The organism is Geodermatophilus sp. URMC 61 (assembly GCF_052931555.1).
On sequence record NZ_JBRFHZ010000002.1, the window covers coordinates 285,310 to 309,195 of the forward strand.

The 23,886-nt window shown below is 71.4% G+C and carries 20 protein-coding genes; 12 read left to right on the plus strand and 8 right to left on the minus strand.

What is annotated here, in order from left to right:
- Positions 1-83 precede the first annotated feature (83 nt).
- Positions 84-1,625, minus strand: a complete 1,542-nt coding sequence (locus tag ACU610_RS01465; RefSeq protein WP_446765951.1) for a fumarylacetoacetate hydrolase family protein — start codon at positions 1,623-1,625, stop codon at positions 84-86.
- A gap of 107 nt (positions 1,626-1,732) precedes the next feature.
- On the opposite strand from ACU610_RS01465, the gene ACU610_RS01470 reads away from it, so the two are divergent.
- The 3 genes from ACU610_RS01470 (at position 1,733) to ACU610_RS01480 (ending at position 6,561) form a co-directional block, all read left to right on the plus strand.
- Positions 1,733-3,205 (plus strand): NAD-dependent succinate-semialdehyde dehydrogenase, encoded by a 1,473-nt coding sequence (locus ACU610_RS01470; RefSeq protein ID WP_446765952.1) that lies wholly within the window; start codon positions 1,733-1,735, stop codon positions 3,203-3,205.
- A 436-nt stretch (positions 3,206-3,641) separates the two neighbouring features.
- Complete coding sequence (locus ACU610_RS01475; RefSeq protein ID WP_446770681.1) at positions 3,642-4,361, plus strand: GntR family transcriptional regulator; 720 nt, start codon at positions 3,642-3,644, stop codon at positions 4,359-4,361.
- Positions 4,362-5,298: 937 nt separating this feature from the next.
- On the plus strand, positions 5,299-6,561 hold the full coding sequence (locus ACU610_RS01480) for a diacylglycerol/lipid kinase family protein (protein WP_446765953.1): 1,263 nt from the start codon (positions 5,299-5,301) through the stop codon (positions 6,559-6,561).
- Positions 6,562-6,670: 109 nt separating this feature from the next.
- Here the strand turns inward: ACU610_RS01480 and ACU610_RS01485 are convergent, their stop codons facing one another.
- From ACU610_RS01485 to ACU610_RS01495, 3 genes are all read right to left on the minus strand, one after another.
- The gene (locus ACU610_RS01485) at positions 6,671-7,492 is read right to left on the minus strand and encodes an HAD family hydrolase (RefSeq protein ID WP_446765954.1); all 822 of its coding nucleotides are present in this window, start codon (positions 7,490-7,492) and stop codon (positions 6,671-6,673) included.
- On the minus strand, positions 7,489-8,964 hold the full coding sequence (locus ACU610_RS01490) for a phospholipase D-like domain-containing protein (protein ID WP_446765955.1): 1,476 nt from the start codon (positions 8,962-8,964) through the stop codon (positions 7,489-7,491). The genes ACU610_RS01485 and ACU610_RS01490 overlap by 4 nt, the downstream gene beginning before the upstream one ends.
- Positions 8,965-9,174: 210 nt before the next feature.
- The gene (locus tag ACU610_RS01495; RefSeq protein WP_446765956.1) at positions 9,175-9,750 is read right to left on the minus strand and encodes a DedA family protein; all 576 of its coding nucleotides are present in this window, start codon (positions 9,748-9,750) and stop codon (positions 9,175-9,177) included.
- Positions 9,751-10,368: 618 nt separating this feature from the next.
- Between ACU610_RS01495 and ACU610_RS01500 the strand changes: the two genes are divergently transcribed.
- The 4 genes from ACU610_RS01500 (at position 10,369) to ACU610_RS01515 (ending at position 12,288) form a co-directional block, all read left to right on the plus strand.
- A complete protein-coding gene (locus ACU610_RS01500) occupies positions 10,369-10,824 on the plus strand; it encodes a GtrA family protein (protein ID WP_446765957.1) in 456 nt (151 codons plus the stop codon).
- A 96-nt stretch (positions 10,825-10,920) separates the two neighbouring features.
- The gene (locus tag ACU610_RS01505; RefSeq protein WP_446765958.1) at positions 10,921-11,379 is read left to right on the plus strand and encodes a DUF6069 family protein; all 459 of its coding nucleotides are present in this window, start codon (positions 10,921-10,923) and stop codon (positions 11,377-11,379) included.
- Positions 11,380-11,533: 154 nt separating this feature from the next.
- On the plus strand, positions 11,534-12,037 hold the full coding sequence (locus tag ACU610_RS01510; protein WP_446765959.1) for a MarR family winged helix-turn-helix transcriptional regulator: 504 nt from the start codon (positions 11,534-11,536) through the stop codon (positions 12,035-12,037).
- 119 nt (positions 12,038-12,156) lie between these two features.
- Complete coding sequence (locus tag ACU610_RS01515) at positions 12,157-12,288, plus strand: hypothetical protein (protein WP_446765960.1); 132 nt, start codon at positions 12,157-12,159, stop codon at positions 12,286-12,288.
- Between the two features lie 38 nt (positions 12,289-12,326).
- On the opposite strand, the gene ACU610_RS01520 is transcribed toward ACU610_RS01515, so the two are convergent.
- The 3 genes from ACU610_RS01520 to ACU610_RS01530 all read right to left on the minus strand — a co-directional run bounded on the left by ACU610_RS01520 (position 12,327) and on the right by ACU610_RS01530 (position 16,012).
- A complete protein-coding gene (locus ACU610_RS01520) occupies positions 12,327-13,277 on the minus strand; it encodes an alpha/beta hydrolase (RefSeq protein WP_446765961.1) in 951 nt (316 codons plus the stop codon).
- Positions 13,278-13,408: 131 nt separating this feature from the next.
- A complete protein-coding gene (locus ACU610_RS01525; protein ID WP_446765962.1) occupies positions 13,409-15,034 on the minus strand; it encodes an FAD-binding oxidoreductase in 1,626 nt (541 codons plus the stop codon).
- Positions 15,035-15,196: 162 nt separating this feature from the next.
- Positions 15,197-16,012 carry an SDR family NAD(P)-dependent oxidoreductase gene (locus ACU610_RS01530; protein WP_446770682.1) on the minus strand — a complete coding sequence of 272 codons (816 nt, stop codon included), beginning with the start codon at positions 16,010-16,012 and terminating at the stop codon, positions 15,197-15,199.
- A 283-nt stretch (positions 16,013-16,295) separates the two neighbouring features.
- On the opposite strand from ACU610_RS01530, the gene ACU610_RS01535 reads away from it, so the two are divergent.
- The 4 genes from ACU610_RS01535 (at position 16,296) to ACU610_RS01550 (ending at position 20,998) form a co-directional block, all read left to right on the plus strand.
- A complete protein-coding gene (locus tag ACU610_RS01535) occupies positions 16,296-17,507 on the plus strand; it encodes an FAD-dependent oxidoreductase (protein WP_446765963.1) in 1,212 nt (403 codons plus the stop codon).
- A 44-nt stretch (positions 17,508-17,551) separates the two neighbouring features.
- Entirely contained in the window at positions 17,552-18,571 is a 1,020-nt protein-coding gene (locus ACU610_RS01540) for an alpha/beta fold hydrolase (RefSeq protein ID WP_446765964.1), read from the plus strand.
- Between the two features lie 112 nt (positions 18,572-18,683).
- Positions 18,684-20,009, plus strand: a complete 1,326-nt coding sequence (locus ACU610_RS01545; protein ID WP_446765965.1) for a cytochrome P450 — start codon at positions 18,684-18,686, stop codon at positions 20,007-20,009.
- Positions 20,010-20,035: 26 nt separating this feature from the next.
- Positions 20,036-20,998 carry a PDR/VanB family oxidoreductase gene (locus ACU610_RS01550; protein WP_446765966.1) on the plus strand — a complete coding sequence of 321 codons (963 nt, stop codon included), beginning with the start codon at positions 20,036-20,038 and terminating at the stop codon, positions 20,996-20,998.
- A 115-nt stretch (positions 20,999-21,113) separates the two neighbouring features.
- Here ACU610_RS01550 and ACU610_RS01555 read toward each other — a convergent pair whose 3' ends face one another.
- A complete protein-coding gene (locus ACU610_RS01555) occupies positions 21,114-22,202 on the minus strand; it encodes an IS110 family transposase (RefSeq protein WP_446765967.1) in 1,089 nt (362 codons plus the stop codon).
- 628 nt (positions 22,203-22,830) lie between these two features.
- Between ACU610_RS01555 and ACU610_RS01560 the strand changes: the two genes are divergently transcribed.
- Complete coding sequence (locus tag ACU610_RS01560) at positions 22,831-23,832, plus strand: helix-turn-helix domain-containing protein (protein ID WP_446765968.1); 1,002 nt, start codon at positions 22,831-22,833, stop codon at positions 23,830-23,832.
- The last annotated feature ends 54 nt before the right edge of the window (positions 23,833-23,886 follow it).

Consider the following 23,886-nt stretch of genomic DNA (forward strand, 5'->3'; position numbering starts at 1 on the left):
CATCGGGGTGTTCGTGCGGCATGGAACTGCGGGGCGTCACCGACCGGGGTCTGCGTGCGACCTGTTCGGGCCGCTGGACGGCCTCATGGCGTCGGTGTGTGAACCTGCTGGAGGGCCTCGTCGTAGCGGGCGCGCCAGTGGGCGTTCATGGGAAACAGCCCGTCCACCGGGTGTCCCTCCGCGACCCGGGCGGCAACCCAGGCGTCTTCGTCCTCCTGGGCGAGGGCCGCGTCGACGACCTCCTCGACGAGCGTGGGCGGGATGACGATCACCCCGTCGGCGTCACCCACGACGACGTCGCCGGGCTGGACGGTCGTGCCGCCACAGCCGATCGTGACGTCGACGTCCCACGGCACATGACGTCGGCCGAGGACGGCGGGATGCGCGCCGCTGGTGTAGACCGGGATGCCGACCGCGGCGACGGCCTCGTAGTCGCGCACTCCGCCGTCGGTCACGATGGCGGCTGCCCCGCGGGCGTGGGCACGGATGGCGAGGATGTCCCCGAGCGTTCCGGAGCGGGTCTCCCCGCGTGCCTCGATGACGATGACCTCACCTTCGCCCACCGCGTCGAAGGCGCGCTTCTGTGCGTTGTAGCCGCCTCCGTGGGAGGCGAACAGGTCCTCCCGGTGGGGGACAAAGCGCAGCGTGCGGGCGGTCCCGACGACCTTCCGGTCCGGGTGCATCGGGCGGACACCGTCGATCGTGACGTCGTTCAGACCCCGCTTGCGCAGCTGCTGGGACAGGCCGGCGACGGGTGCCTTCTCCAGCTTCGCCCGCAGCTCCGGGGTCAGGACGCCGGGGGCTGAGGCCGCCGAGGAGGCGATCGGCTCAGCGGGGAGTCCGGCGGCCTCGCGCGACCCCCACGCCTCGGCGCGCTGTGTGTCGTCCACCGCGGGAAGCGACCCGAGTGAGGCGTCGAACGACGCCGTGCCCTGGACCACCGTGGTGACGAGCCGTCCTGAGCTCGGTGCACCGGCCACGCCCGGCGCGTCGACCTCGACCTCGACGACGTCCCCGGGAGCCACGACGGAGGAACCCGCGGGCGTGCCGGTGAGGATGACGTCCCCGCTCTCCAAGGTGAAGTGCTGCGACAGGTCGGCGACCATCTGCGGGAACGTGAAGAGCAGCCCGGCGGTGGTGTCGTCCTGGGCGATCTCGCCGTTCACCCACACGCGCACGCGGAGCGCATCAGGGGGCACGATCCGCGCGTCGATGAGCTCGGGACCGATCGGGGTGAAGCCGTCGCCGCCCTTGGACCGGACGTTCGACCCACGGTCGTTCGCGCGCAGGTCGTACAGGCCGAAGTCGTTGCTCGCGGTCACCCACGCGACGTGCGACCACGCGTCACCGGCCGACACCCGGCGGGCCGGCTCGCCGATGACCAGCGCGACCTCGCCCTCGAAGGCAAGGAGTTCGGTTCCCTCGGGACGCTCGATCGAGCCGCCGGATGCCGCCACCGAGCTCGACGGCTTGAGGAAGTACGAAGGATGAGCCGGCCGCCGGCCGCGTTGGTCGGCGCGTGACGGATAGCTGAGATGGACGGCGATGATCTTCCCTGGCCGACTGGGAAGGCCCGCGAAACGTGGGTCCACAGCGTGCGCCTCGTTGCTGATGTGAGTCGTCATTCGCTCCCCTTGGATCGTATCTGAAATCGTATATGGTCCCCTTGGACCGGTCAAGCCACCCCCAGCGACTTCACGACAGGGAAGTCCGACGACGAAGGAACGCTGCCATGAGCGAGAGCCGCGAATCCGTTCTGCTGGCCGATGTGCCCGATGGACTGTTCATCGGAGGCGAGTGGCGTGCTGCCGAGGGCGGCAGGACGCTGAAGGTGTTCGACCCTGCTACGGGCGAAGTCGTGAAGGAGATCGCGGACGCGTCCGTCGCCGACGGCAAGTCGGCGCTCGATGCTGCCCACGCAGCCTTCCCCGCATGGTCGCGCACACCCCTCCGGGAGCGGGCGGAGCTGCTCCGCCGCACCTTCGACCTGCTGCAGGAGCGCAAGGAGGACTTCGCGCTGCTGATGACGATCGAGATGGGCAAACCGCTCGGCGAGGCCCGGGGCGAGGTCGCCTACGGGGGCGAGTTCGTCCGGTGGTTCAGCGAGGAGGCGGCGCGGATCCAGGGCCGCTACGGGCCGAACCCCGAAGGCACCGGCCGAATGATCGTCTCGCAGCACGCGCTGGGTCCGTGTTACCTGATCACCCCGTGGAACTTCCCCCTGGCGATGGCCACCCGCAAGATCGCCCCGGCGCTCGCAGCGGGCTGCACCGTCGTGATCAAGCCGGCGGAGCTGACGCCGCTCACGACGCTCTACTTGGTCAAGCTGCTCCAGGACGCCGGGCTACCGAAGGGCGTGGTCAACGTGATCACGACGAGCAACTCCGGCCAGGTGTCGGAGCCGATCATCCGCGACCCGCGGCTGCGGAAGCTGTCGTTCACCGGCTCCACCCCGGTCGGCCAGAAACTGTTGGCGCAAGCCGCCGAGGGCGTGCTGCGCACCTCGATGGAACTGGGTGGCAACGCGCCGTTCGTGGTCTTCGACGACGCCGACCTCGACAAGGCTGTCGACGGGGCCCTCGCGGCGAAGTTCCGAAACATCGGCCAGGCGTGCACGGCCGCCAACCGCTTCCTCGTGCATCGCTCCGTCGCCGACGAGTTCGCGGCCAGGGTGACCGAGCGTGTCAAGGCCATGCGCATCGGTCGGGGCACGGAAGACGGCGTTGTCATCGGGCCGCTCATCGATGACCGGGCCGTGGCGAAGGCCGACGCGCTCGTCACCGATGCGGTCGAGCGGGGCGCGACACTGCGGACCGGGGGGAAGTCGGTCGCCGGTCCCGGCACCTTCTACGAGCCCACCGTCGTCTCCGACGTCACGTTCGGATCGGACCTCCTCCGCGAGGAGATCTTCGGCCCGGTGCTCGCGATCGTTCCCTTCGACGACGAGGACGAGGCGGTGCGCCTCGCCAACGACACGGAGTACGGCCTCGTCTCCTACGTCTACACCGAGAGCCTCGCCCGCGGGCAGCGAATGATCGATCGCCTCGAGACGGGGATGATGGGCCTCAATGTCGGAGTCCTGTCCAACGCCGCCGCTCCCTTCGGTGGGTGGAAGCTCTCCGGCCTCGGCCGCGAGGGCGGCGCGGAAGGCATCAAGGAGTACCTCCAGACGAAGTACACGCTGACCGGAGACCCCTTCGCCTGAGTGGGGCGGTCACAGCGGCGGCGGATGGCGGAACTGACCGTCCGTCGCCTCTACGACCGGACGGCGTACTCGGCGGCCATGCTCGGGTCTCTTCGCACCCAATCGCGACCTCGCTGGGCACTGGGCACCGGTGCTCTCCTCTCCGCCGGCCGGTGACCAGTCGGCTCATCCAGGACCCCGCAGGGCGCGCTGGCCATGGAGAGCGAGGCCCGGTGCGCAGTTGGGACACGTCGGCGAGCCGGAGCCGGTCGGGAGCGACCGCGATGGTGTTCGGTCTCACGACAGCGGCAGCCGCCGCGCGACGGCACTCGCCGATCAGCGCGAAGGGCTGCTAGAGCACTCCCCGGAGACGCGTACGGGGCGAACTGCCCGCGGTGAATTTCGTATATCATTACGTCGTGGCCGCGATCGTCGTCCGTGAGGACGTTCCTGGGTGATGGTGAACGCTGTCGCGGATGTGCCGCCGAGCAAGGTCCAGCTCTCGTATCAGTGGATCCGTGAGCAGATCACGAGCGGTCACTTCACGCCGGGGTATCGGCTCGTGCTGGCTCAGATCGCCGGCGAGCTGGGAGTGAGCGTGGTGCCCGTCCGTGAGGCGGTCCGGCTACTCGAGGCCGAGGGCCTGGTCACCTTCGTGAAGAACGTCGGAGCACAGGTCGCCCTCGTCGATGAGGCGGAGTACATCCACACGATGCAGACGCTGGCCCTCGTCGAGGGGTACGCCACTGCATTGGCCGCCCCACTGCTGTCCCCGGACACCATCGCTGCAGCGCGCGAGGTCAACGACCAGATGCGGGCATGCCTCGATGACTTCGACCCGCATCGCTTCACGGAGATGAACCGGGCGTTTCACTCATTGCTGTTCGATCACTGTCCGAATCCGCATGTGCAGGATCTCGTCGGGCGTGGCTGGAGCAGGTTGGCTGCGCTGCGTGACTCCATCTTCGGCTTCGTCCCCGGAAGGCCACCCGCCAGCGTGGCTGAACACGAGGAGATCCTCGAGGTGATCGAGCGGGGAGCAGACGCGGTGGAGATCGAGCTCACTGCGCGGCGGCACCGCACAGCGACCTTGGAGGCTTTCCTGAGCGCCCGGGCCGGAGGAGAAGGGCAGCACACGGCCGGTGGGGGCATGACGCGGGGCGGCAGCATCCGCTAGGGGGAACCCGGGTCTGGGTCCTGGCCCACTCAGCCACCCGCCACTGCGCCGTCACCGGTCTCTTTGAGAAGTGGTTGTGCTACCTGGCGGCTCAACCGTCGCAGCACGAGCCTTCGACGGGCCGTGTGTGTTCTCCACCGAGTACGCCCTGATCACGCTCACCGTCTACCAGTACGTCCACCCCGGCATTGGCGGCCAGGCGGCGGCCGGGCCGGTGCGAGCGCGGCGAAGTATCAGACGGGTATCGGGACGGCACCACAGGCCCCGACAACAGGACACCTGGGGCTCTTGACCTGAAGGGTCCCGCGGGTGAACACCTGTGCGAGTAGGACTTCAACGACCTCACGCACGGGTTACGGCTCCAACTTGAAGGCAGCCTCCGGCCTGTCGCCGCGGGAGTCCAACGGGGCGCGCTTGACCGCCATTGCTCCTCGTCCGGGACAGGTCGCCTCCGTTCGTGGGCGCCCCGCAGATGACTTGACCTGCGCAGGATGCACAGCAGCGACCGTCGACGAACTGACTTCGCACGTTCGGGGCTACAGGGTCCCGAGACTCCGTGGTGTGGTGATCGCGGGGTGCGCTTGTCCCGGTGAGGACGTCGACCTAGCGTCATGATCCTCCGGATGTCGGTCAGGAGGTCGGCGGCCGAAGGTATAGGAGCGTGGTCAGGAACGATGCGACGAGCTGCGAGGACGGAGAACTGCCGGATCAGCGCAGTGAGATCAACCAGGGCCGTTGGCCCAGCTGGGCGCAGCAGTGACACCGCGTCGCAAGTCGTCCTCACCCTGCTGGGGTCACAGTGAAGTCCGTCCGGGAGGCGGCCGCGCGGCAGGCCCCTGCGGCGCTCTTCCACGGCCGGCTCGGGCCGTCGGCTGCATGGTGGCTGATCTCGGCCTTGCTGGCGGCCACAGGTAGGCGCCGGGGCCGCCGAGCGGCGATGCGCGGCCTGGCCTCGGTGGTGGCCACGGACGCGTTGCTCCAGCGGTCCGGCTCGGGCGCCGAGCGCCGGCCACGCCGGTTCGGTAGGGCACTGCTCTCGCACACCCGGACCGTCGCCGGGTCCCCGTCCCGGCACGCTGCCGCGGCTGCCGCCTTCGTCGTCGGGGTCGGGACGACCGAGCCGGTGCTCGGGCTGCCGACGACCGGCCTCGCGGTGACCCTCCTGCGGCGCCGGCTGCGTGCCGGCGACGTAGGCGAGGTTCTCGCGGGTGGCGCACTGGGCGGCGCGGTCGCCATGACCGGCAGCCGACTCTTCCCCTCCCGGACACCCAGCCCCGTCCGCACGGTCCGGCCCCGCCCGGCGCCGCAGCCGCCCCGTCCGGACGGCGCTGGTGTCGTCATCCTCGTGAATCCACGTTCCGGCAGCGGCCGTGGCGGCCGACTGGGCGAGGCCGTGCGCAGCGCGCTACCCGCTGCCGACATCGTGACGCTGCAGCCAGGGGCCGACGTGCCCGGCGAGTTCCGTGAGGCCGCCCGACGAGCCGAGGTGCTCGGTGTCTGTGGCGGGGACGGCACCGTGGGCGCCGCGGCGCAGGTCGCCATCGATGCGGCCCTGCCCCTGCTGGTACTTCCCGGCGGCACGTTCAACCACTTCGCCGCCGATCTCGGGATCGACCGGATGGCCGACGCGCTGGCGGCGCTGCGCCGTGGCACGGCGGTCCGGATCGACGTCGGCCTGGCTGGAGAGCGGCTGTTCCTCAACACCTCCAGCCTGGGCAGCTATCCCGCGTTCGTCGCCACCCGCGAACGCTGGGAGGCCCGGGTCGGCAAGCCCGCGGCCGCGGTCATCGCACTGTGGTCCGCCGTTCGGCAGCAACGACCGCTGCGGCTGGCGGTCGACGGGCAAGAGCACGACGTGGCCATGATGTTCATCGGCAACGGCCGGTACCAGCCGCAGGGGTTCGCCCCCAGTTGGCGTCCCCGACTCGACGACGGGCGGCTGGACCTGCGCATGGTCACCGTGGCCGGCCGCGCGCCGCTGCTGCGGCTGGCCCTGTCCATCCTCACCGGCCGACTCGGCTACAGCCGCCTCTACATCGAGGACGACCCGGTCGATGTACACATCACCCGACCGGACGGCCCCGGCCTGCTGGCCAGTGACGGCGAGATCGCCCTCGGCCCCGCCGAGGTCGTCTACAAGAAACTCCCTCGTAGCCTGATCGCCTACCAACCGTCGGTCGGCACGCTCTTCGAGCGCTGAGCCGTCCGGCACGCTGGTCTCAGGCATCGGCCGGGGGGTGGCCGGGCGGGGCTGCTCGGCTTCCAGGCGCGGCCGTGCGCGGGTTCCCGCGGCTGTCAGCCGCGTTCGGTCACTGCCGGCGGCGTCGGCCGAGCGACAAGCCGATGGCGACGCCACAGCTGATCAGGCCGCCGACCGGGACGACGGGCGGGACACCGACGAGGAGTTGCCGGCGGGCGGGCCTGAGTTCGTGCACGGCCCAGCCTCGTCGTACCGCCCCTTCGAGCAGCCGCGGCTCGGGATTGACCGCGTGGGGATGCCCGACCGCGGCGAGCAGGTCCCGATCGTCATAGGAGTCGGAGTACGCGTGGCTGCGTTCCAGCCCGATGCCCTGCTCGGCCGCGAGTACCCGAACGGCGGCCAGCGACACTGGGCCGTGCATCAAGCCGTCCGGGAGTCGACCGGTGAAATAGCCGTTCCCGTCCGTCTCGGCCCGTGTGCCGAGGGCGCCGTCGAGTTCCAGGGCCGCGGCGACCGGCCGCGCCAGCTCGATGGGGCTGGCGGTCACCAGGTAGACCAGGTCGCCGGCGGCGCGATGCGTGGCGATGATGCGGGCCACGTCGGGATACACCCTCGGGAGCACCTCCTGCGTCGCCAGGCGCCGGCTCCAGTCCTCGAGGTCGGCGCTCCTGAGGCCGGTGACGGCAGCCATCGTCTCTCGGCGCAGCCGGGCGCTCTGCTGCTCCCGTCCACCGAAGAAGACCTCCGCCACATGACGGGCGGTGAGGGTCAGGGCCTCTCCGATGGAGTACACGTCCCGGTCCCTCAGGTCACGGAACAACAGGGACAGCGAGGACCCGCTGATCAGCGTCCGGTCCAGGACCAGGAACGCTGCGGTCCTGGGCGCCGGCCCGCCGTCATCCACGTGCGGGCGTCCGACGGGCACGGTCACGAGGTCTCCTCGGAGCGGTGGTACGGGGTCACCGGCACCAGAACCTGCTCGGCGGGCGCGAAGCCCACAGGTCTCCCGGCTCGCTGCCAGGTCTCCGGATCGGCACCGGGCGGCAACCACTGCGAGCGCCAGATGCCGAGGGCGACGTCCAGGTCCTCCAGCGCCGGGCGCAGGTGCGCGGGGACCGAGGTGCGCAGGTGCTCGGCCCACAGGCGGACACGGAGGTCGCGGACGGCGGTCCCGTCGGTCACCAGGGCACAGCTCAGTTCGCTGTCCGTGCCGGCCATGGAGCGGCTGAAGAAGTTGGCCGACCCGACACAGGCGAAGGCGTCGTCGACCAGCACCAGCTTCGTGTGCACGGTGAGGTGCTGCACGCGGTGCATGACGACGTTGCTCCGCTGCGCAGGCGGGAGCCGCCGGATGACCTTGTGCCGCAGATCGCGGGTCACCGTGCGCTTGAGCTGGTCGACACCGCCGTCGGCTGGGTCCTTCCGACCGGAACCGACCAGGATCACCTTCACCCCACGAGCGGCGGCCTGCCGCAACGGCTCGTAGAGCTCCAGCCGCCGTCGGCCCCCGGGCATCTCGTGGAAGTACTGGTCCTCCAGGTACACGTAGCGGCGAGCCCCCGCGATGGCCGTGGCGAGGGTCCGGTAGACCTCCTGGACGCCCCCGTGCGGCAGCGTCGTCCAGCGCACCCTGTTCAGGCCGAACCACTCGTCGATCTTCCACGGACTGAACGAGCGCAGGACCTGGACGGCGTTGCCCTCCGCCGAGCGCGGCGGGGTCGCGGGCGCCGGTGGCACCTGCATCGGGTGCAGCGGCGGGTTGAGCACCACGAGTGACGCCGGCGGCAGGTACATGTACCGCCGCGGCAGCGTGGCGGTCTCCTGCCACCGCAGCCGGTAGTTCTCCCACACCCTCGCGGCCGCAGGGCCCGTGATGCGAGCAGCACCGTCGTGCCACCCCCACCGCTGTCCCTCGCTCCGCAACCGGTCGTGCGGCGTCGCGTCGTAGCGGCTGCTGACCAGGTCGATGCCACCGACGAACGCGCTGAGCTGTCCGCCGACGTGCAGCAGCACCAGCTTCTGGTGGTTGGAGCCGATGCCGGCTCCGGACCAGTCGAGCAGCACGCGATCCCGCAGCGGCGGGGCGAGCACCTCGGGCCGATCGGCCGGGAGCCACCCGCGCATCGCACGTGCGGTGAAGACATTGTCCCGGAAGGGGCCGACGCGCGGCCAGGGCAGCGAGCCGCTGAAGACCGCTCCGGTCAGCAGCACCCGCACGTCGACTCCGTCGGCCGCCTTCTCCGCCAGCAGATCCGCGATCGCCTGGTGACCCGGTTCTCCCACCGCTCGTCCCGTGAGATCCGTGTCCGCATCCATGTGCAGGCCGGAGAGGAACACGGAGTCTCCAGGGCCCGCGGCCGACAGGCCGGCGTGCAGTTGGCTGAAGTACTCCACTCCGTCCACGACCGCGTCCCAGGTCGAGTCGCCGGTGAAGACCGGGTTGTCGGGCGTGGACGGCGGCAGGTAACGCCGTGCCAGTTCCTCCAGCGAGGCGGCTGTGGCGATGACGAGGTCCCTTTCGCTCGGCCGGGCGTTCCTGGTGCGGCGTCCCGGCCCCGGCAGCGCGACGCCGATCGTGCAAGGGGGCTGCCTCGCCCGCAGCGAGCCGAAGCCCTACCGCAGGCTGCGGACCGTCCGCTTGACGAGGTCCGGTCCGACTCCGATGACCAGCACGAGGATGACCGCCAGTGCGACGGCCTGCCACTCCTCGTCGAAGACGGCGCCCCCGACGGCACCGAGGCCGGCGTACAGGACCGCCCAGGCGACCACGGCGATCCCGTCACCGGCGAGGAACCAGGGCCACGACTGCCGGGTCACCACCGCAGCGAGCATGACCGGGATCCGGCCGCCGGGGACCAGGCGCGAGAGGACGAGCGCCAACACCGGCCGCTGGCGCAGGCGCTGTTCCTCCGTCTGCTGCTTCTCCGGGGGAACCCGGCGGGCGTACCACCGGCGGATCGGCCCGCTGCCCCAGCGGAGCACGGCCAACAGCGCGGCGTCGCCCAGCAGCGCGCCGCCCGCCGCGGCGACGAGCACGAGCAGCAATCCGACGAGGGAGCCGTCGGTCACCGCCAGCGCCGCAGCGGCCCCGACAGCAGCTCCGGTGGGGACGACGGGCAGCAGCGCACCGATCGCCACGGTGACGAACACCACGACGTAGGTCACGACGTCGGCGCTCGTGGCGGCCACCGGCCGGTCTCACCAGGCGAGCACGGGCGACGCACTGGGTCACCCTACGGTCGAAGCCTTCGTCCGGCTCCGGGACGACCGGACGGACGGGGACCGGCTCGGCAAGCTTCGAACTCCTGCTCCGCTCGAGCACGACGAGGGCTGCCAGACGTGCACGAGTCGGCCGGCGAGCGGTGCCGTCCCGAACAGCAACACGGCAGGAGTGGTTCACGTCGATGCTGGTCGGGGCCGCTGGCTCGGTCGCCGGATGACGGGCGTCGACCATCTGGGCGCCCGGCACACGCATCTCAGCACGTGCCGAAGCTGACCCTGACGCCTGACGGGTGACCCCCGAGGACGAGCGGCAGGCTCCGCCCGCTGCAGCGGCACGCACGGGCTGGGAGCACGGGGCCTCGAGTCCGTCGGGCCTTCCGTGAATCCCGCGCCGACCGCCCCTCGTCGACACCGTCCCTCGTCGACACCGTCCCTCGTCGACACCGTCCCTCGTCGACACGGCCCCTCGTCGACACGGCCCGAAGCGGAGACAACGTGGCACCGACCCGTAGATGCTTGACACAGCAAGTAAAAGCCGTCTAGGTTTACTTGCATCTTCAAGTTACTGCTCGAGGGGTGCCTTTCGTGAACGTCGTCCACAGCAGCCGATCGCTCGTCGACCGGCTGCGCAGCGATGCGGGGTCGGCCCAGTTCGCCCGGTTCGTCGTCGTCGGCGGCCTCTCGAGCGCGGTGTACGCCCTCCTGTTCCTGGCCCTGGCCGGGTTCGGCGAGCAGCCGGCCATGGTCGCCAGATCGATCGCCTCCTCGGTGCTGGCCAACGAGTTGCACCGCCGGCTGACCTTCCACGCCGGCGAGCGGGTGACCTGGCAGGCCGCGCAGGCGGAGGGCGGCGCGCTCGTCGTCGCCGGGATGGTCCTGACCGGCCTCGCGCTGTACGGGTGGGACGCCGTGGCCGGTCCGGGCAGTGCGCTCACCGACCTGGCGGTCATCGCCACCGTCACCGCAGCGATCGGGCTCGTCCGGTTCGCCGCACTGCGCTGGTTGTTCCGGCCGTCCGCCCCGGCCCTGGCCCTGGCCTGAGCCCGCCGCCACTCCTGACGCACCGCCACTCCCGACCCACCGCCGGACGCGATCCCGCTGTCCGGATCCGCCCGTCCCTGTTCGAGGGAGCACGCCATGACCAGCAGCCCCGCCGTCACCACGCCCAGCGCCCCGGAGTCGACCGCACCCTCCGGAGCTCGGCACCCGCTCGCCGCCGCGATCGCGGTGGCCGCGGTCGGCTCCGCGGTCGTCAACTCCGTGATCGCCGCCATCGCCCGCGGTCCGCTGGCCGCCTCACCGGACTTCCAGCCGCTCATCGCGCCTGTCGTCCTGATGTGGACGGTCGTCGGCACCGTCGTCGGCGCGATCGGGTGGCGGCTCCTCACGCGGCGCAGTGCCCACCCGGCGCGGCTGATGCACCGGCTGGTCCCCACGGTGGTCGTCGTCTCCCTCATCCCGGACCTCCTGCTGCTCGCCGCCGACTCGATGCCCGGCACCAGCGTTCCCGCCGTGTTCGCCCTCATGGCCATGCACGTCGCCACCGCAGCGGTCGCCGTCCCCGCCTACCAGCGGTTCCTGCCCGCCACCGACTGATCCGACGCGGGCGGGCCGGGTGGTCGGGCAGGCCCGCCCGGAGCCGCAGTCGACCCCGAAGCAGCCAGCGCTCGATCATGCTCGTGGGCTGTCATCGACCACACCGCCGGATCGGTGGCCGAGAGGTCTGCACCGTCACATGAGAAGAGGTGCCGTGGAAGCGGTCGAGGAGCCGCGGTGGCTGACCGCGGAGGAGCAGCAGACCTGGCTGGCCGTCGGCGCGATGGTCACCTGGCTGCCCGACGCGATCGACGCCCAGCTGCAGCATGACGCGGGCATCAGCCACTTCGAGTACCAGGTGATGGCGATGCTCTCCATGTCCCCGCAGCGCACCCGGCGGATGAAGGAGGTCGCCGCCCTGGCCAACGGGTCGCTGACCCGGCTGTCCCGGACCGTCGACCGGCTGGACAGGCACGGCTGGGTCACCCGCCGACCCGACCCGGAGGACGGCCGCTCCACACTGGCCGTGCTCACCGACGCCGGCTGGGACGAGCTGGTCGCCACCGCCCCCGGCCACGTCGCCGAGGTCCGCCGCCTGGTCCTCGACCCGCTGACCAGGACCCAGGTGCGTCAGCTGGACGAGATCGCCACCCGGATCCGGCAGGTCGCCCAGCCCGACGGCTCCCGCCCCACCCTGCCGGTACCGGACACCCCCTGACCCGGCCGGGCTCGACGAGCGCCTGGCGCGGGGGATGCTCCCCGACAGGTGCCGGGCGGCGAGTTGCCGACGCCGGCCCGACCTGGGGGTCGTCCTCGTGCCGCAACGGACGGGCCCGGATGTCCCCGTTCACTCGCCTCGGCGCGAGGGTCGACCAGCTCGCCGCCGAGGTGGCGGCGAAGGACGCCCCGTCCGGGTGGTCGAACACGGCGGCGACGGTGGCGGGCGAGCAGCCGTCCGTCCGCCACTGACGTCAGCGCCTGGCCCAGGACGTCTGTGCGCCGACCGCTCAGGCGAGGTTCTCGGTCAGGTGGACCCGCATGAGCTCCGCGAGCTCTCTCACGGCGGGCTCGTCTTGCTTCTTCGAGCTCTGCGGGAAGCCGTGGTCGACACCGCTGGCGCAGTGGTACGTCATGGGCACGCCCTTGGCGCGGGTCTTGTCGACGAAGCGCTCGTCCTGCGGACGTACCGAGTCCTGCTCCGCAGTGACCACCAGCAGCGGAGGGAGGGCGGCGATCCCCTCGTCGTTCCGCAACGGGGAGGCCAGGGGCTCCGCGCGGCGCGAGGCGTCGGCGAAGTAGTAGTTCCGCACCATGCGGACCAGGCGCGGGCTCACGAACGGGGTGTGGGCCTTGCCGGCAGACGGCGGGAGCGGCGAGGTGTACTGCTCGGGCGGGACGGTCTGGTCGACGGCGGGCACGATGAGGACGCCCGCGCGAAGCGCTGGGTCACCACTGCGCCGGGCCAGCTCGAGTGCGCCGAGGGCGAGGTTGCCGCCGGCGCTGAGACCGCTGATCGAGACCCGTTCGCCGTCCCAGCCCATGGCGGTCCCGGAGCTCTGCACCCACCGGAGGACGTCGTAGCACTCCTCGTGGGCCTGCGGGTAGCGCGCCTTGGGCCAGGTGGAGTAGTCGACGTTGACCACCGTGGCGCCGACCTCGCCGGCGATGCCGCGGACCAGGTGGTCGTCCTGTCGCGGCGCCCCGACCAGGAAGGCGCCGCCGTGGAGGTGGACGTGCACCGGCGGGGCCGTGCCGCCGGCGGCGAGGGGTGCGTCCGCGGCCGCCCTGGTGACGAAGCACCGCACGTCACCGTGCCGGGTCGGCACCATGACGGTCTCCGGCGCGGCGACGTCGCGACTCGTTAGAGAGATGGAGGGCGCCCTGACCAGTCGGGTGGCGACCGTGGAGAGGAAGCGAGCCTGGAGTGCGTCGGTGACCTTGGTCAGGTGAGAGCTCATGGCGACGTGCCTCTCGGTCGGGTGTGGTGGGGGGCGTCCCCGGTCCCGGGCACCCGGGGCGGAGGCCGAACGGCCGGCCGCCCCGGCGATGACCGACGTCACCACCGGAACGGCCGGCCAGCGCGAGCGGTTCAGGCGTCCGTGCGCAGGCGCATGGACGCCGGCCAGATGCCGTGCCGACCGGGGGCGAGGATGCCGTTGGGGTCGACCGCGTCCTTGATCTTCTCAACGAAGCGGCGGTAGGCGTGGTCGTTGAAGGCGAACTGGTCGGACGCGAGGTCCATGAAGTCCAGGTGTGCCCGGTACTCACCCATGCCGCGCTTGCCCGCTTCCCGGACCATGAGCTTGCAGGCGTCGTACGCCCGTCGGGTCTGGGCCTCGTCCGACGCATCGAAGATCATCATGACGACGTTGACCATGGAACGAGCGCTGACGTTGAACATGGCCACCTGGTAGTCCAGGCCGGCCTCGCGCTCGATGAGGTCGCGCAGGAAGCGGTTGGCCTCCACGCCGTCCTCGCTGGTGAGCGCGACAACGGGGGAGAAGGAGATGTGCCCGCCGTTGTCGCTGCCGCCGTACCAGCCCACGACGTTGTAGATGTCCATGTTCGGCACGCCGCCGACGATGCGCTCGGCGTAGTGCTTCCGGTCCGCGACGTCGGCGAACTCGATGAGCTCACCGGTCACCTCGACCCCGGGGATCTGCTCGAAGGCGGCCTTCACCTTCGCGAAGTTGTACTCCACCACCACCCGGTCGCCCCACAGCGAGCCGCGGCCGGACCAGCGCCCGATCCCCGTCTCCTCGGCGATGCGGTCGATCGTCGCGTCGTCCAGCGGTGCCCCGGAGTCGGTCCACTCGCTGCGGCGGGTCAGCACCGACGCCAGGAGCAGGGTGTTGCGGATGGAGGGGATGCCCTGGATCGTGCCGTCGAGGCGCAGCCGCCGGAGGGTGTCCAGCAGCGGGCCGAGGGCCTCCTCGCGGTCCGCCTTCACGAACCACGGGTGCATCACCTGCGGCTTCGGGTGGAGCCAGACGCCCATCCGGGTCACGATGCCGTAGTTCGACTGGATGAACAGCGGGTCGAGGACCGGCCCGAGACCACGCTTGTAGAGGTGCCAGGTCTTGTTGTCCTCCATCGCCCCCATGCCGGTCCGCAGCAGCGAGCCATCGGCGAGGACGACCTCCATCCCGCACGGCGCACCGAAGTCCTGACCCTGCGGCCCGTACGTGATGCCGTTGTCCATGGAGTTGCCGACCACGCTGCCCCAGCCGAGGTCCGCGATCGAGGCGAACAGCTGGTGGCCCCCTGCGTCGAGGGCGTCGTAGAGGTCGAACCACCGGACGCCGGGCTCGACGACCGCGTAGGCCAGGTCCTCGTTGATCTCCAAGACCTTGTTCATCTCGCGCAGGCTGATCACGGCCGAGCCGCGGACGCGCGGAGCAGGACCCCCGTATCCGTTGTTGCGGCCCTGACTGTGCGTGTAGAGGGGGATGCGGTGCTCGTTGGCCGCCCGGACCACCGCCTGCACCTCCTCGGTGCTCGTCGGCAGGACGGCGACCGAAGCCGTGTAGTCGTCCCAGTCGGCGTAGGCGTAGGGGTCGCGGTACTCCCGCAGTTCCGCCTCGCCGGTGAGCACCCGCTCGGGCGGGAGCACGTCGGCGAGCTGGGCGAGGAAACGGTCGAACTGCTCAGGCTCGACGCCCGGCGGCAGGTGGCGGGCCGGCGTGGCGCCCTGAGGGGCGAGATCGGTCGACATCGGTGTTCTCCTGGGAGCGGGGCAGCAGCGTCGCCGTCGACGACCATGAACCCGTCGTCGGCCAAGTAGTGCGCTCACCGAGCGCAAGTGCGCTCACCGTACGGCGGCTCCTGGTGTCGGTCAACGCCGGCGGTCACACCGACGGCGACTCCGGTGGAGGACTCAGCCGCGGGCAGCGGCGGCCGCGGCGAACGCATCCGCGATCGCCTGGTGCCGACCGGCCACCATCGGCCAGCCTTCCGGGTGGGTGACGATGTAGAGATCGCCTGCAGCGATGCCGTCGATCACGATGCGGCCCACGTCGTCGGGTTCCAGCCACGTCATCCCGAGGTCGGGACCCGCCGCGAGGTCGACATCGGCCAGCGCTCCGCCGGTCGCGTCCCCCGGGCGGTTGCGCGTGCTGTTGGAGATCGCGGTGCGGACGGTCCCCGGCACGAGGACCGAAGCGCCGACCGCGGAGCCCTCGGCTGCCAGTTCCATCGCCAGGGTCTCGGTGAGGGCGACGATCCCGTACTTGGAGACGTTGTAGGCGCCCAGGCCGGGCCCGGGCACGAGGCCGCCGATCGAGGCGGTGTTCACGATGTGCCCGCCCTCCGCGTTCGCCTTCAGCAGGGGCAGGAACACGTGGACGCCGTGGATGACGCCCCACAGGTTGACCTGGAGCATCCACTGCCAGTCGGACAACTGCAGGTCCGCGATGGGCGCCATCGGCCCGACCCCCGCGTTGTTCACGACGACGTGGACGGCGCCGTGCTCGGCGATGGTCGCGTCGGCCAGCGCCTGCACGCTGGCCGGGTCGCGGACGTCGGTCCGCACGCCCAGCGCACCGATCTCGGCTGCCGCACGCTGGAGGGCGGCCTCCTCGATGTCGGCGATCACCACCTGCATCCCGGCGGCGCGGAACTGCCGGGAGATCCCCAGCCCGATGCCGGAGGCGCCCCCGGTCACGACCGCGACCTTCTCCTCGAGGTCCTTCATGCCGCTCAACGGTCGTCTCCTGTCTGAGGGGTCGAACAGTCGCCCGACCGATGTTCGGTCAGCGCTCGATTGTTCGCTGAACGTAGGAGGCGCCACTCCGGCCCGTCAACCGGGGCCTGCCAGCCACACCTCGCCGGCCCGTCCACGTGTCCTGCGTCACTTCCCGCCAGCGACTTGTCCAATTCCGCCACCGGGCCGGCGCAGGCGCGACGGCGGGAGAGAGTCGTCCCGCAGTCCGGTCCCGCCCTCGCGTGACCGATCCGAGGAAGTGGGAGGTGCGGTCGTGCAGCAGCCGCAGGTGATCGTCGTGGGGGCGGGGCCGATCGGCCTCGTCACGGCGCTGGGACTGGCCCGGCGCGGTGTCGCCGTCACGGTGCTCGAGCGGGAGCAGGCCATCGTCCGCTCGCCGCGCGCGATGGTCTACCACAACGGCGTCCTCCCTGGCCTCGCCGAGCTCGGCCTCCTCGACGACGTCGAGGCGGCCGGGGTCCGGGTGGCCGACCTGGCCTTCTGGGACTACGCGAACCAGGAGGCGATCCGGTTCGACCTGGGGAACTTCGAGGGGCACGAGCCGTTCGCCTACAACGTGCACCTCGGCCAGGACCGGCTGGCCGACATCGCGCTGGACCACCTGGGCCGGCACGCGGACTCCCGGGTGGTGTTCGGCGCGCTGGTGACCGGGTTCACCCAGAACGACACCGGCATCGAGGTCACCGCATTCGTCGAGGGCCGTCTGACGACGTACCGCGCCGACTACGTCATCGGCACCGAGGGGGCCGCGAGCCCGATGCGGACGATGGCGGGCCTGGGCTTCGAGGGGACGACGTGGCCGGAGCGGTTCATCGCCGTGAACGTGCGCTACGACTTCGCCAGCCTCGGGTACGCCGGCTCGAACATGGTGGTCGACCCCGTGATGGGCGGCATCATAGCCAGGATCGACACGGACGACCTGTGGCGGATCACCTTCCACGAGGACAGTGGCCTGCCGGCCGAGACCGTCCCCGCCCGGATCGCAGAGTTCTTCACGAAGCTGCTGCCGGCCGGCGCCGACTACGAGATGGTCCAGTACTCGCCGTACACGATGCACCAACGGGCCGCCCGCAGCTTCCGTCACGGGCGGCTGCTCCTCGCCGGGGACGCCGCCCACATCACCAACCCGATCGGCGGCCTGGGGCTGACGAGCGGGTTGTTCGACTCGTACGTGCTGTCCGAGGCCCTGGCCGCGGTGCTTGCCGGGACCGTCGAGGACACGGTGCTCGACGAGTACGCCGCCCAGCGGCGACAGGTGTTCCTCGACTACGCATCCCCCCGCGCGAGCGACTTCAAGACCCTGGTCTTCAACTCCACGGACAGGGACCGGCTGGACCAGACGCTGGGGACGCTGCGCGCAGCGGCAGCCGACCCGGCGATCGCCCTGCAGGCGCTCCGGGTCAGCCAGCCGTGCCAGACGCCCTCGCTGGTCGACCGGCCCGCCGCGGCAACCAGCGGGCGATGAGATGACCCGCCCGTGCCAGTGACAGAGACGAGAGGCGACCGATCATGACCCCGCCCCAGCGCACGGTGACGCGAGACGGCTTCTGGATCCCGGGGGAGCCCCGTCAGACGCCGATGGGCACGGCCAGCTTCGGGCCGATGTACGTCGAGCGGCTCGCGCCCGAGACGACGACCCAGCCCTACCCGGTCCTCCTCGTCCACGGTGGGGGCGGTCAGGCCACCGACTACCTGGCCACGCCGGACGGCCGCCCGGGGTGGGCCCAGCAGCTGGTGGAGGAGGGGTTCACCGTCTACGTGGTGGACCGGCCCGGTCACGGTCGCTCGCCGCACGACCCAGCGGTGTTCGGTCCCACGATCCCCGCACTGACGGCGGAGATGTTCTTGTCGATCTTCGCCCCGGATGCCCACGCGGAAACGCACACCCAGTGGCCGGTCGGCCGCACTCCGGACGACCCCGGGGTGCAGCAGGTCACCGCCTCCTTCGGCCCGATGCTGGCCGACTGGGCCGTCATGCACGAGGTCGAGCAGCAGCGGCTGGCGACGCTGCTGGACCAGATCGGGCCGGCGATCGTCGTCTGCCACTCGGCCGGCGGCCCGGCCGGGTACCTGGCAGCGGACGCCCGTCCGGCCCTCGTGAAGGCACTGGTCGCGATCGAGACCGTCGGCCCGCCCTTCGCTCCCCACCCGTCGGGTGCCACGCTGTCGTGGGGACTGGCCAGCGCGCCGCTGACCTACGACCCGCCGGCCGCCGACCCCACGGAGCTCCAGCTCGTGACCGAGGACGTGGCGGGGGGACCTCCGCGCACGCTGCAGGCCGAGCCGGCCCGCCGGCTCTCCTCCCTGGCGCAGGTGCCGATCGGTGTGGTGACGTCGCCGAACTCCGTGTTCCGCCAGTTCGACGACCACCTCCTCGCCTTCCTCCAGCAGGCCGGTTGTCAGGCCGACTCGGTGCGGCTGGAGGACCACGGTGTGCTGGGCAACGGGCACGGCATGATGCTCGAGCTCAACAACCGTGAGGTCCTCCAGGTCGTCCTCGACTGGCTCGGGAAGCGCGTGTCGTCATGACCGGCCGCTCCGCGGCACCGGTCGACGACGTCGCATCCGCCCACGTGTCGGAGTCCTGACGAGCCGGGCCGACTGCCAGCTCTCGTACAGCCGAGCCAGGAATGAGCAAGTGATGGAGACCTCGAACGCACCAGCGACGGAGCCATCGCTGACGATCACCCACGACGGCCCTGGGGGCTGTCCGGTCCTGCACGGCTTCGAGCCCCTCGAGCCCGCGCAGATCGCCAACCCGGCCGCCGTGACGGCGTTCTCCCGACGCGAGGTGCCGGTCTTCTTCAGCCCTGCGCTGGGGGCGTACATCGTCACCAGCTACGCGCACGCGGTGAAGGTCGTCACGGACTGGAAGGCGTTCGGCCGGGCCCCGTTCATCGACAGGGAGATGCCCGAGGAGCTCCGGGACGTGCTGCCCGAGGGGTTCGTGACCGCCGCCATCACGAACTGGAACGACCCGGCGAACCACACGCGGTTGCGCAAGCTGGCGCAGGTCCCGTTCGTCCGTCAGAACGCCCGGGACGCCGCGGAGCTGTGCCGCCGCGTCGCCGACGAGACCATCGAGGAGTTCCGGTCCGCCGGCGAGGCGGACCTCATCCCCGCGTTCGCCCGCAAGGTCCCGATGCGCTTGATCCTGGCGATCCTCGGCCTCGATCGGGCCCGTGAGCACGACCTCCACCGGTGGGTGGTCGGCGTCATGCGCATGATGGGCGACCCGACCGTCACCGACGCCGACATGGTCGCGATGGGCCGGGACCAGGCGGACTTCCGCCGCTTCACCCTGGGCGCGATCGCGGAGCGGCGACGGAACCCGCGGGGCGAGGGGGACTTCCTCACCGACCTCATCACGGCGACGAGTGACGACGGCGAACCGAGCCTCTCCGACGACGAGATCTTCGCCGCCGTACTGCTGTCGATCATCGCGGGCGGCGACACCACCGTGAACCTCATCGCGCAACTGGTCACGCGGATGCTCGACCGCGACGGCGCACTCTGGCGCGAGGCGGACGCCGACCGCACGCTGATCGACGGCATGATCGAGGAAGAACTCCGGTACGACCACGTCGGGCGCCTCGTCTACCGAACGTGCAACGTGGCAACCGAGATCGGTGGCGTCGCCATCCCGGCGGGCGCGGTCGTCGCAGTCCACCTGTGGTCCACCGGCCGCGACGAGGCCGTGTTCGAGTCCGCGGAGGTGTTCGACCCGCGCCGTCCGGACGTCGCCAGACACCTCGGTTTCGGCCGGGGCGCCTACTCCTGCATGGGCTCGGCTCTGGCGAGGGTCGAGACCCGCCACGCCATCGAGGCCCTGCTGGACGGGCTGCCGAACGCCCGGAAGGTGCCCGGCCACGAGGTCAGGCGCGTCTTCTCCACGGCGATCCAGAGTGTGCTCGACGGTCTCGTCGTCGCGTGGGACGTGGCCGAGCGGGCCGGTACGACGGCGTAGCGGGCTAGCTGGCCAGGAGGGCTGCAATGCAGAACACACACGACGAGGTCGACCTGCGCCTCCAGGTCGGGCTGCGCCGGACCCTCGCCGAGGGCGTCGTCGTCCTCGACCTCCGGGAGCCGGACGGCGGGGAGCTGCCGGCATGGTCGCCGGGGGCACACATCGACCTGCGGCTGCCCGGCGGTCTCACCCGCCAGTACTCACTGTGCGGCGACCCCGCCGACCGCTCGGTGTGGCGGATCGGCGTCCTGCGCGAGCCGGTGAGCCGCGGGGGCTCCGAGCACGTCCACCAGGCCCTGCACGAGGGGGCGACCGTCGAGGTCCGGGGACCCCGCAACCACTTCGAGCTGCTGCCGAGTCCGCGGTACCTGTTCATCGCCGGCGGCATCGGCATCACGCCCATCCTGCCCATGCTCACCGCTGCTGAGCGAGCCGGGGCGGTGTGGGAGCTGCACTACGGAGGGCGCAGCCGCCGCTCGATGGCCTTCCTCGACTCGCTCGAGGAGGCCACTGGCAACCAGGTGTCCCTGCACCCACAGGACGAGGTGGGGCTCATCGACCTCGAGAGCATCCTCGGCAGTCCCCGGCCGGACACGCTCGTCTACTGCTGCGGGCCCGAGCCGCTGCTGACCGCCGTCGAGCAGCACTGCTCTACGTGGCCCACGGGAGCGCTCCACGTCGAGCGGTTCGCGCCGAAGGACGTCGGTGCGCCGGTGCTCGCTGGCGCGTTCGAGGTCGAGCTGGCGCGGTCGGGGATGACGCTGACCGTGCCGCCGGAGCGATCGATCCTCGACGTGGTCGAGGAGGCCGGTGTGGGCGTGCTCTCGTCCTGCCAGGAGGGGACGTGCGGCACCTGCGAGACCCCGGTCCTCGACGGCGCGGTCGACCACCGGGACTCGCTGCTGACCCCGGCCGAGCAGGCGGCCAACGACACCATGTTCATCTGCGTGTCCCGGGCGGCCGGCCCTCGGCTGGTCCTCGACCTCTGAGCTCCGGAGCCCGGCGGGACCACCGGACCGCTCCCGCCCGCGACGGGTCGGCCGGCGGCCCACTCGGCACCGCCGTGCTCTGTCCCGTCACCGTCCAGGATGCTCCTATGGATCGTCAAGCTGCTGAGGCGGACGAGCTGAGTAGTAGAAAGTAGAGCTCACGGGCGATGTATCGCTTGAGGCAGCGGATGATGTCCTTCTTGGACAGGCCCTCTGCGGTGCGTCGTTGCACATATGCCTGAGTGCGGTGATCCCAGCGCAGGCGGCAGAGGACGACGCGGTAGAGGGCGGCGTTGGCTTGTCGGTCGCCGCCGCGGTTGAGTCGGTGACGGTGGGTGCGTCCGGACGATGCCGGGATCGGAGAGGCGCCGCAGAGGGCGGCGAAGGCGGCCTCGGAGCGCAGCCGCTGGGGATTGTCTCCGGCGGTGACCAGCAACTGGCCGGCGACGTCGGGGCCCACGCCGTTCGCGGCGGCCAGCGCCGGATTGACCTGCTCGACGAGGGGGCCGAGCTGGGCGTCGAGGTCGTCGATCTCCTCGGTCAGCCGGGCGTGGCGGCGGGCCAGGGTGCGCAGCGCGGTCTTGGTGGCCTGGACGGGATCGCTGGGCTGGACCGGATCGGGCCGCAGGGCGGCGCAGGCGGTCAGGAGCCGGCGGGTGGTCAGCCCGCGTAGCTGGCCGCGCAGCGGCTCCGGAGCGGTCACCAGCAGGGCTTTGAGCTGGGTCTGAGCTTCGGCGCGGGCGGCGATGGCGCTGCGCCGGGCGACCCGCAGGACACGCACGGCCTCGACCGGTCCGGTGCGGGCCTTCGGCGTCCCGGTGGATCGGCCAGCCAGTGCGGCGGAGGCGGCGGCCTCGGCGTCGATCGGATCGGACTTGCCGGCGAACCGGCGCGTCTTGCGATCCGGGCGGTCGACCTCGACCAGCCGCAGACCCCGGCCGGCGAGGTGACGGGCCAGCCCGGCGCCGTAGACCCCGGTTCCCTCCACCCCCACGACCCGGATCCGGCCGTGGCCGGCCAGCCAGTCGGCCAGCTCCGCATAGCCGGCCGGAGTGGCCGGGAACGACCCAGAGGCCAGTAGCCGTCCCGCGGCGTCGATCACCGCGGCGGTGTGGGTGTCGGCGTGGGTGTCCACCCCGCCGAACACCGGCCGGTCCTCGGCGGCGATCTGGGCAGTGGCGTGGGGGTCTGCGATCGTGGTCATCGCCGTCCTTCTCACTCGACCGGTAAGGGCGGCACGCACCGCCGAGCGAGCGGACAAGACAGTGACGGGTGCTTGCTGGCACAAGCTCCTATGAGGTCACGCACCCTCGACCGGTGAGTGCAGCGAGCCCCGCAGCAGACCGAACCGACAGATCCCGTTGAGGACCCGAGGTCAGTCAGACGGTGGGTCAGGAACGACCGCCGCGGGGCTCGCCCACATCCTCACTGTCAGACGGCCACACGAGCGGCGGCGTCCCGGTGACCCGGCGGGCCCCCGAGCGACAGCGCACGGGGAGGCATGGAGGCATGGGCGTCGTGGCCGCTGACGCCGGGGGACGGTCCGCGCCGTGATCGAAGGCCGACCCGACGGGCCGCTCGGCGATCGGGCGTCCTCGGGGACTCCGTCGACCGGCCCGGCTGCGGTTGACGTCACAGCCCCGGCCGAGCTAGCTTTTGGTCGCTGAACGCACATCGGTGCTCTCTGCGTACGCGTTTGGTCTTGCCGTGACGGTTCGAGTCTCAGCCAACGGAGGCGGTCTTGTCCTGTTCGTCGCCCGCACGCAACGAAGGGGCCAGCCAGCTCCGGTGCCTCACCGTCGGGGTCGCCCGCCTGGACGAGGGGCAGACCCATGACCGCGGTTGAGGCGCTGCCCGGGGACCGCCTGGCAGCTCGCCGGGCACCGCGGGCGTCGTTCACCACCCTCGGTGTGCCCGCGTCGCGTCGCCTGGAGTTGTGGGAGGAACACAACGCGCGCGCTCTCGTGGCGATGACCTGCCGGACGTTCACGGACGAGGGCCTCGAGGCCAGTGAGTGGAACGTGCAGACGCGTGGCCTGCGGCTGGCGCGGATCACGGCGGGAGCCCACGTGGTCGAGCGGACGCTGCGGGAGATCCGGCGCCGCCCGGCAGGAGCGATGCTGCTCACCGTGGTGGTGTCGGGGGAGATCTGCATCTACGACGGCAACGGTGTGGTCACGCTGCGGCCGGAGCAGGCAGTCCTCACCGACACCGACGTCCCGTCCATGCGCGGGTACTCGAAGGGCGAGCAACTGCTGCTGACGATCCCGAAACCCCTCTACCGGGACGTCGTGCACGCCGGGGTGCCACCGGCGCGCCAGGTCTTCGACCTCTCCGTGCGCGCGAGCGGTCATGCCGCCGGTTCCGCTCTCGTGCGGTTGATGCAGGAGGCGCTGCACAGGACGAACCCCACGGACCTCCGCGGCCTCGAGGACGACGCCCTCCGTCTCCTCGGCCAGATGGTCATCGGGCCGCGCGCCGGCGACCCGGAGTCTCAGTTCGAGGCAGCAGGCATCTTCATCCGTCAGCACCTGGCGGACCCGACGTTGTCGGCGAGCCGGGTCGCCGCCGCCCTGGGGGTCAGCGAACGGCAGATCTCGCGCATCTTCAGCCGGCACGGGGGAGTGGCTCGCTGGATCACCGACGAGCGTCTCGAGCGGGCCCAGGCCAGCCTGACCTCCCCGGGCCGGCGCTCCGTGGGCCAGGTCGCCCGGGAGTGTGGCTTCGGCTCGCAGTCGTACTTCGCGCGCGTCTTCAAGCAGCGCTTCGGCGTCTCGCCGCGGGACGTGCTCGACGGCGGCGCGTGCGACGGCTGGGAGCGCGCGGCGGGATGAGGGCGCGGCTCGGGCCGGCGACCGCGGATCTGGGGTCAGGATAACCGGGGGGAG

Bases quoted from the DNA above. Each gene is read 5' to 3' on its own strand.
- ACU610_RS01530 (WP_446770682.1), bottom strand. From the start codon at position 16,012: ATGAAGGACCTCGAGGAGAAGGTCGCGGTCGTGACCGGGGGCGCCTCC.
- ACU610_RS01505 (WP_446765958.1), top strand. From the start codon at position 10,921: ATGACCAGCAGCCCCGCCGTCACCACGCCCAGCGCCCCGGAGTCGACC.
- ACU610_RS01515 (WP_446765960.1), top strand. From the start codon at position 12,157: ATGTCCCCGTTCACTCGCCTCGGCGCGAGGGTCGACCAGCTCGCCGCC.
- ACU610_RS01475 (WP_446770681.1), top strand. From the start codon at position 3,642: ATGGTGAACGCTGTCGCGGATGTGCCGCCGAGCAAGGTCCAGCTCTCG.
- ACU610_RS01470 (WP_446765952.1), top strand. From the start codon at position 1,733: ATGAGCGAGAGCCGCGAATCCGTTCTGCTGGCCGATGTGCCCGATGGA.
- ACU610_RS01560 (WP_446765968.1), top strand. From the start codon at position 22,831: ATGACCGCGGTTGAGGCGCTGCCCGGGGACCGCCTGGCAGCTCGCCGG.
- ACU610_RS01545 (WP_446765965.1), top strand. From the start codon at position 18,684: ATGGAGACCTCGAACGCACCAGCGACGGAGCCATCGCTGACGATCACC.
- ACU610_RS01465 (WP_446765951.1), bottom strand. From the start codon at position 1,625: ATGACGACTCACATCAGCAACGAGGCGCACGCTGTGGACCCACGTTTC.
- ACU610_RS01525 (WP_446765962.1), bottom strand. From the start codon at position 15,034: ATGTCGACCGATCTCGCCCCTCAGGGCGCCACGCCGGCCCGCCACCTG.
- ACU610_RS01555 (WP_446765967.1), bottom strand. From the start codon at position 22,202: ATGACCACGATCGCAGACCCCCACGCCACTGCCCAGATCGCCGCCGAG.
- ACU610_RS01550 (WP_446765966.1), top strand. From the start codon at position 20,036: ATGCAGAACACACACGACGAGGTCGACCTGCGCCTCCAGGTCGGGCTG.
- ACU610_RS01480 (WP_446765953.1), top strand. From the start codon at position 5,299: ATGCGCGGCCTGGCCTCGGTGGTGGCCACGGACGCGTTGCTCCAGCGG.
- ACU610_RS01540 (WP_446765964.1), top strand. From the start codon at position 17,552: ATGACCCCGCCCCAGCGCACGGTGACGCGAGACGGCTTCTGGATCCCG.
- ACU610_RS01520 (WP_446765961.1), bottom strand. From the start codon at position 13,277: ATGAGCTCTCACCTGACCAAGGTCACCGACGCACTCCAGGCTCGCTTC.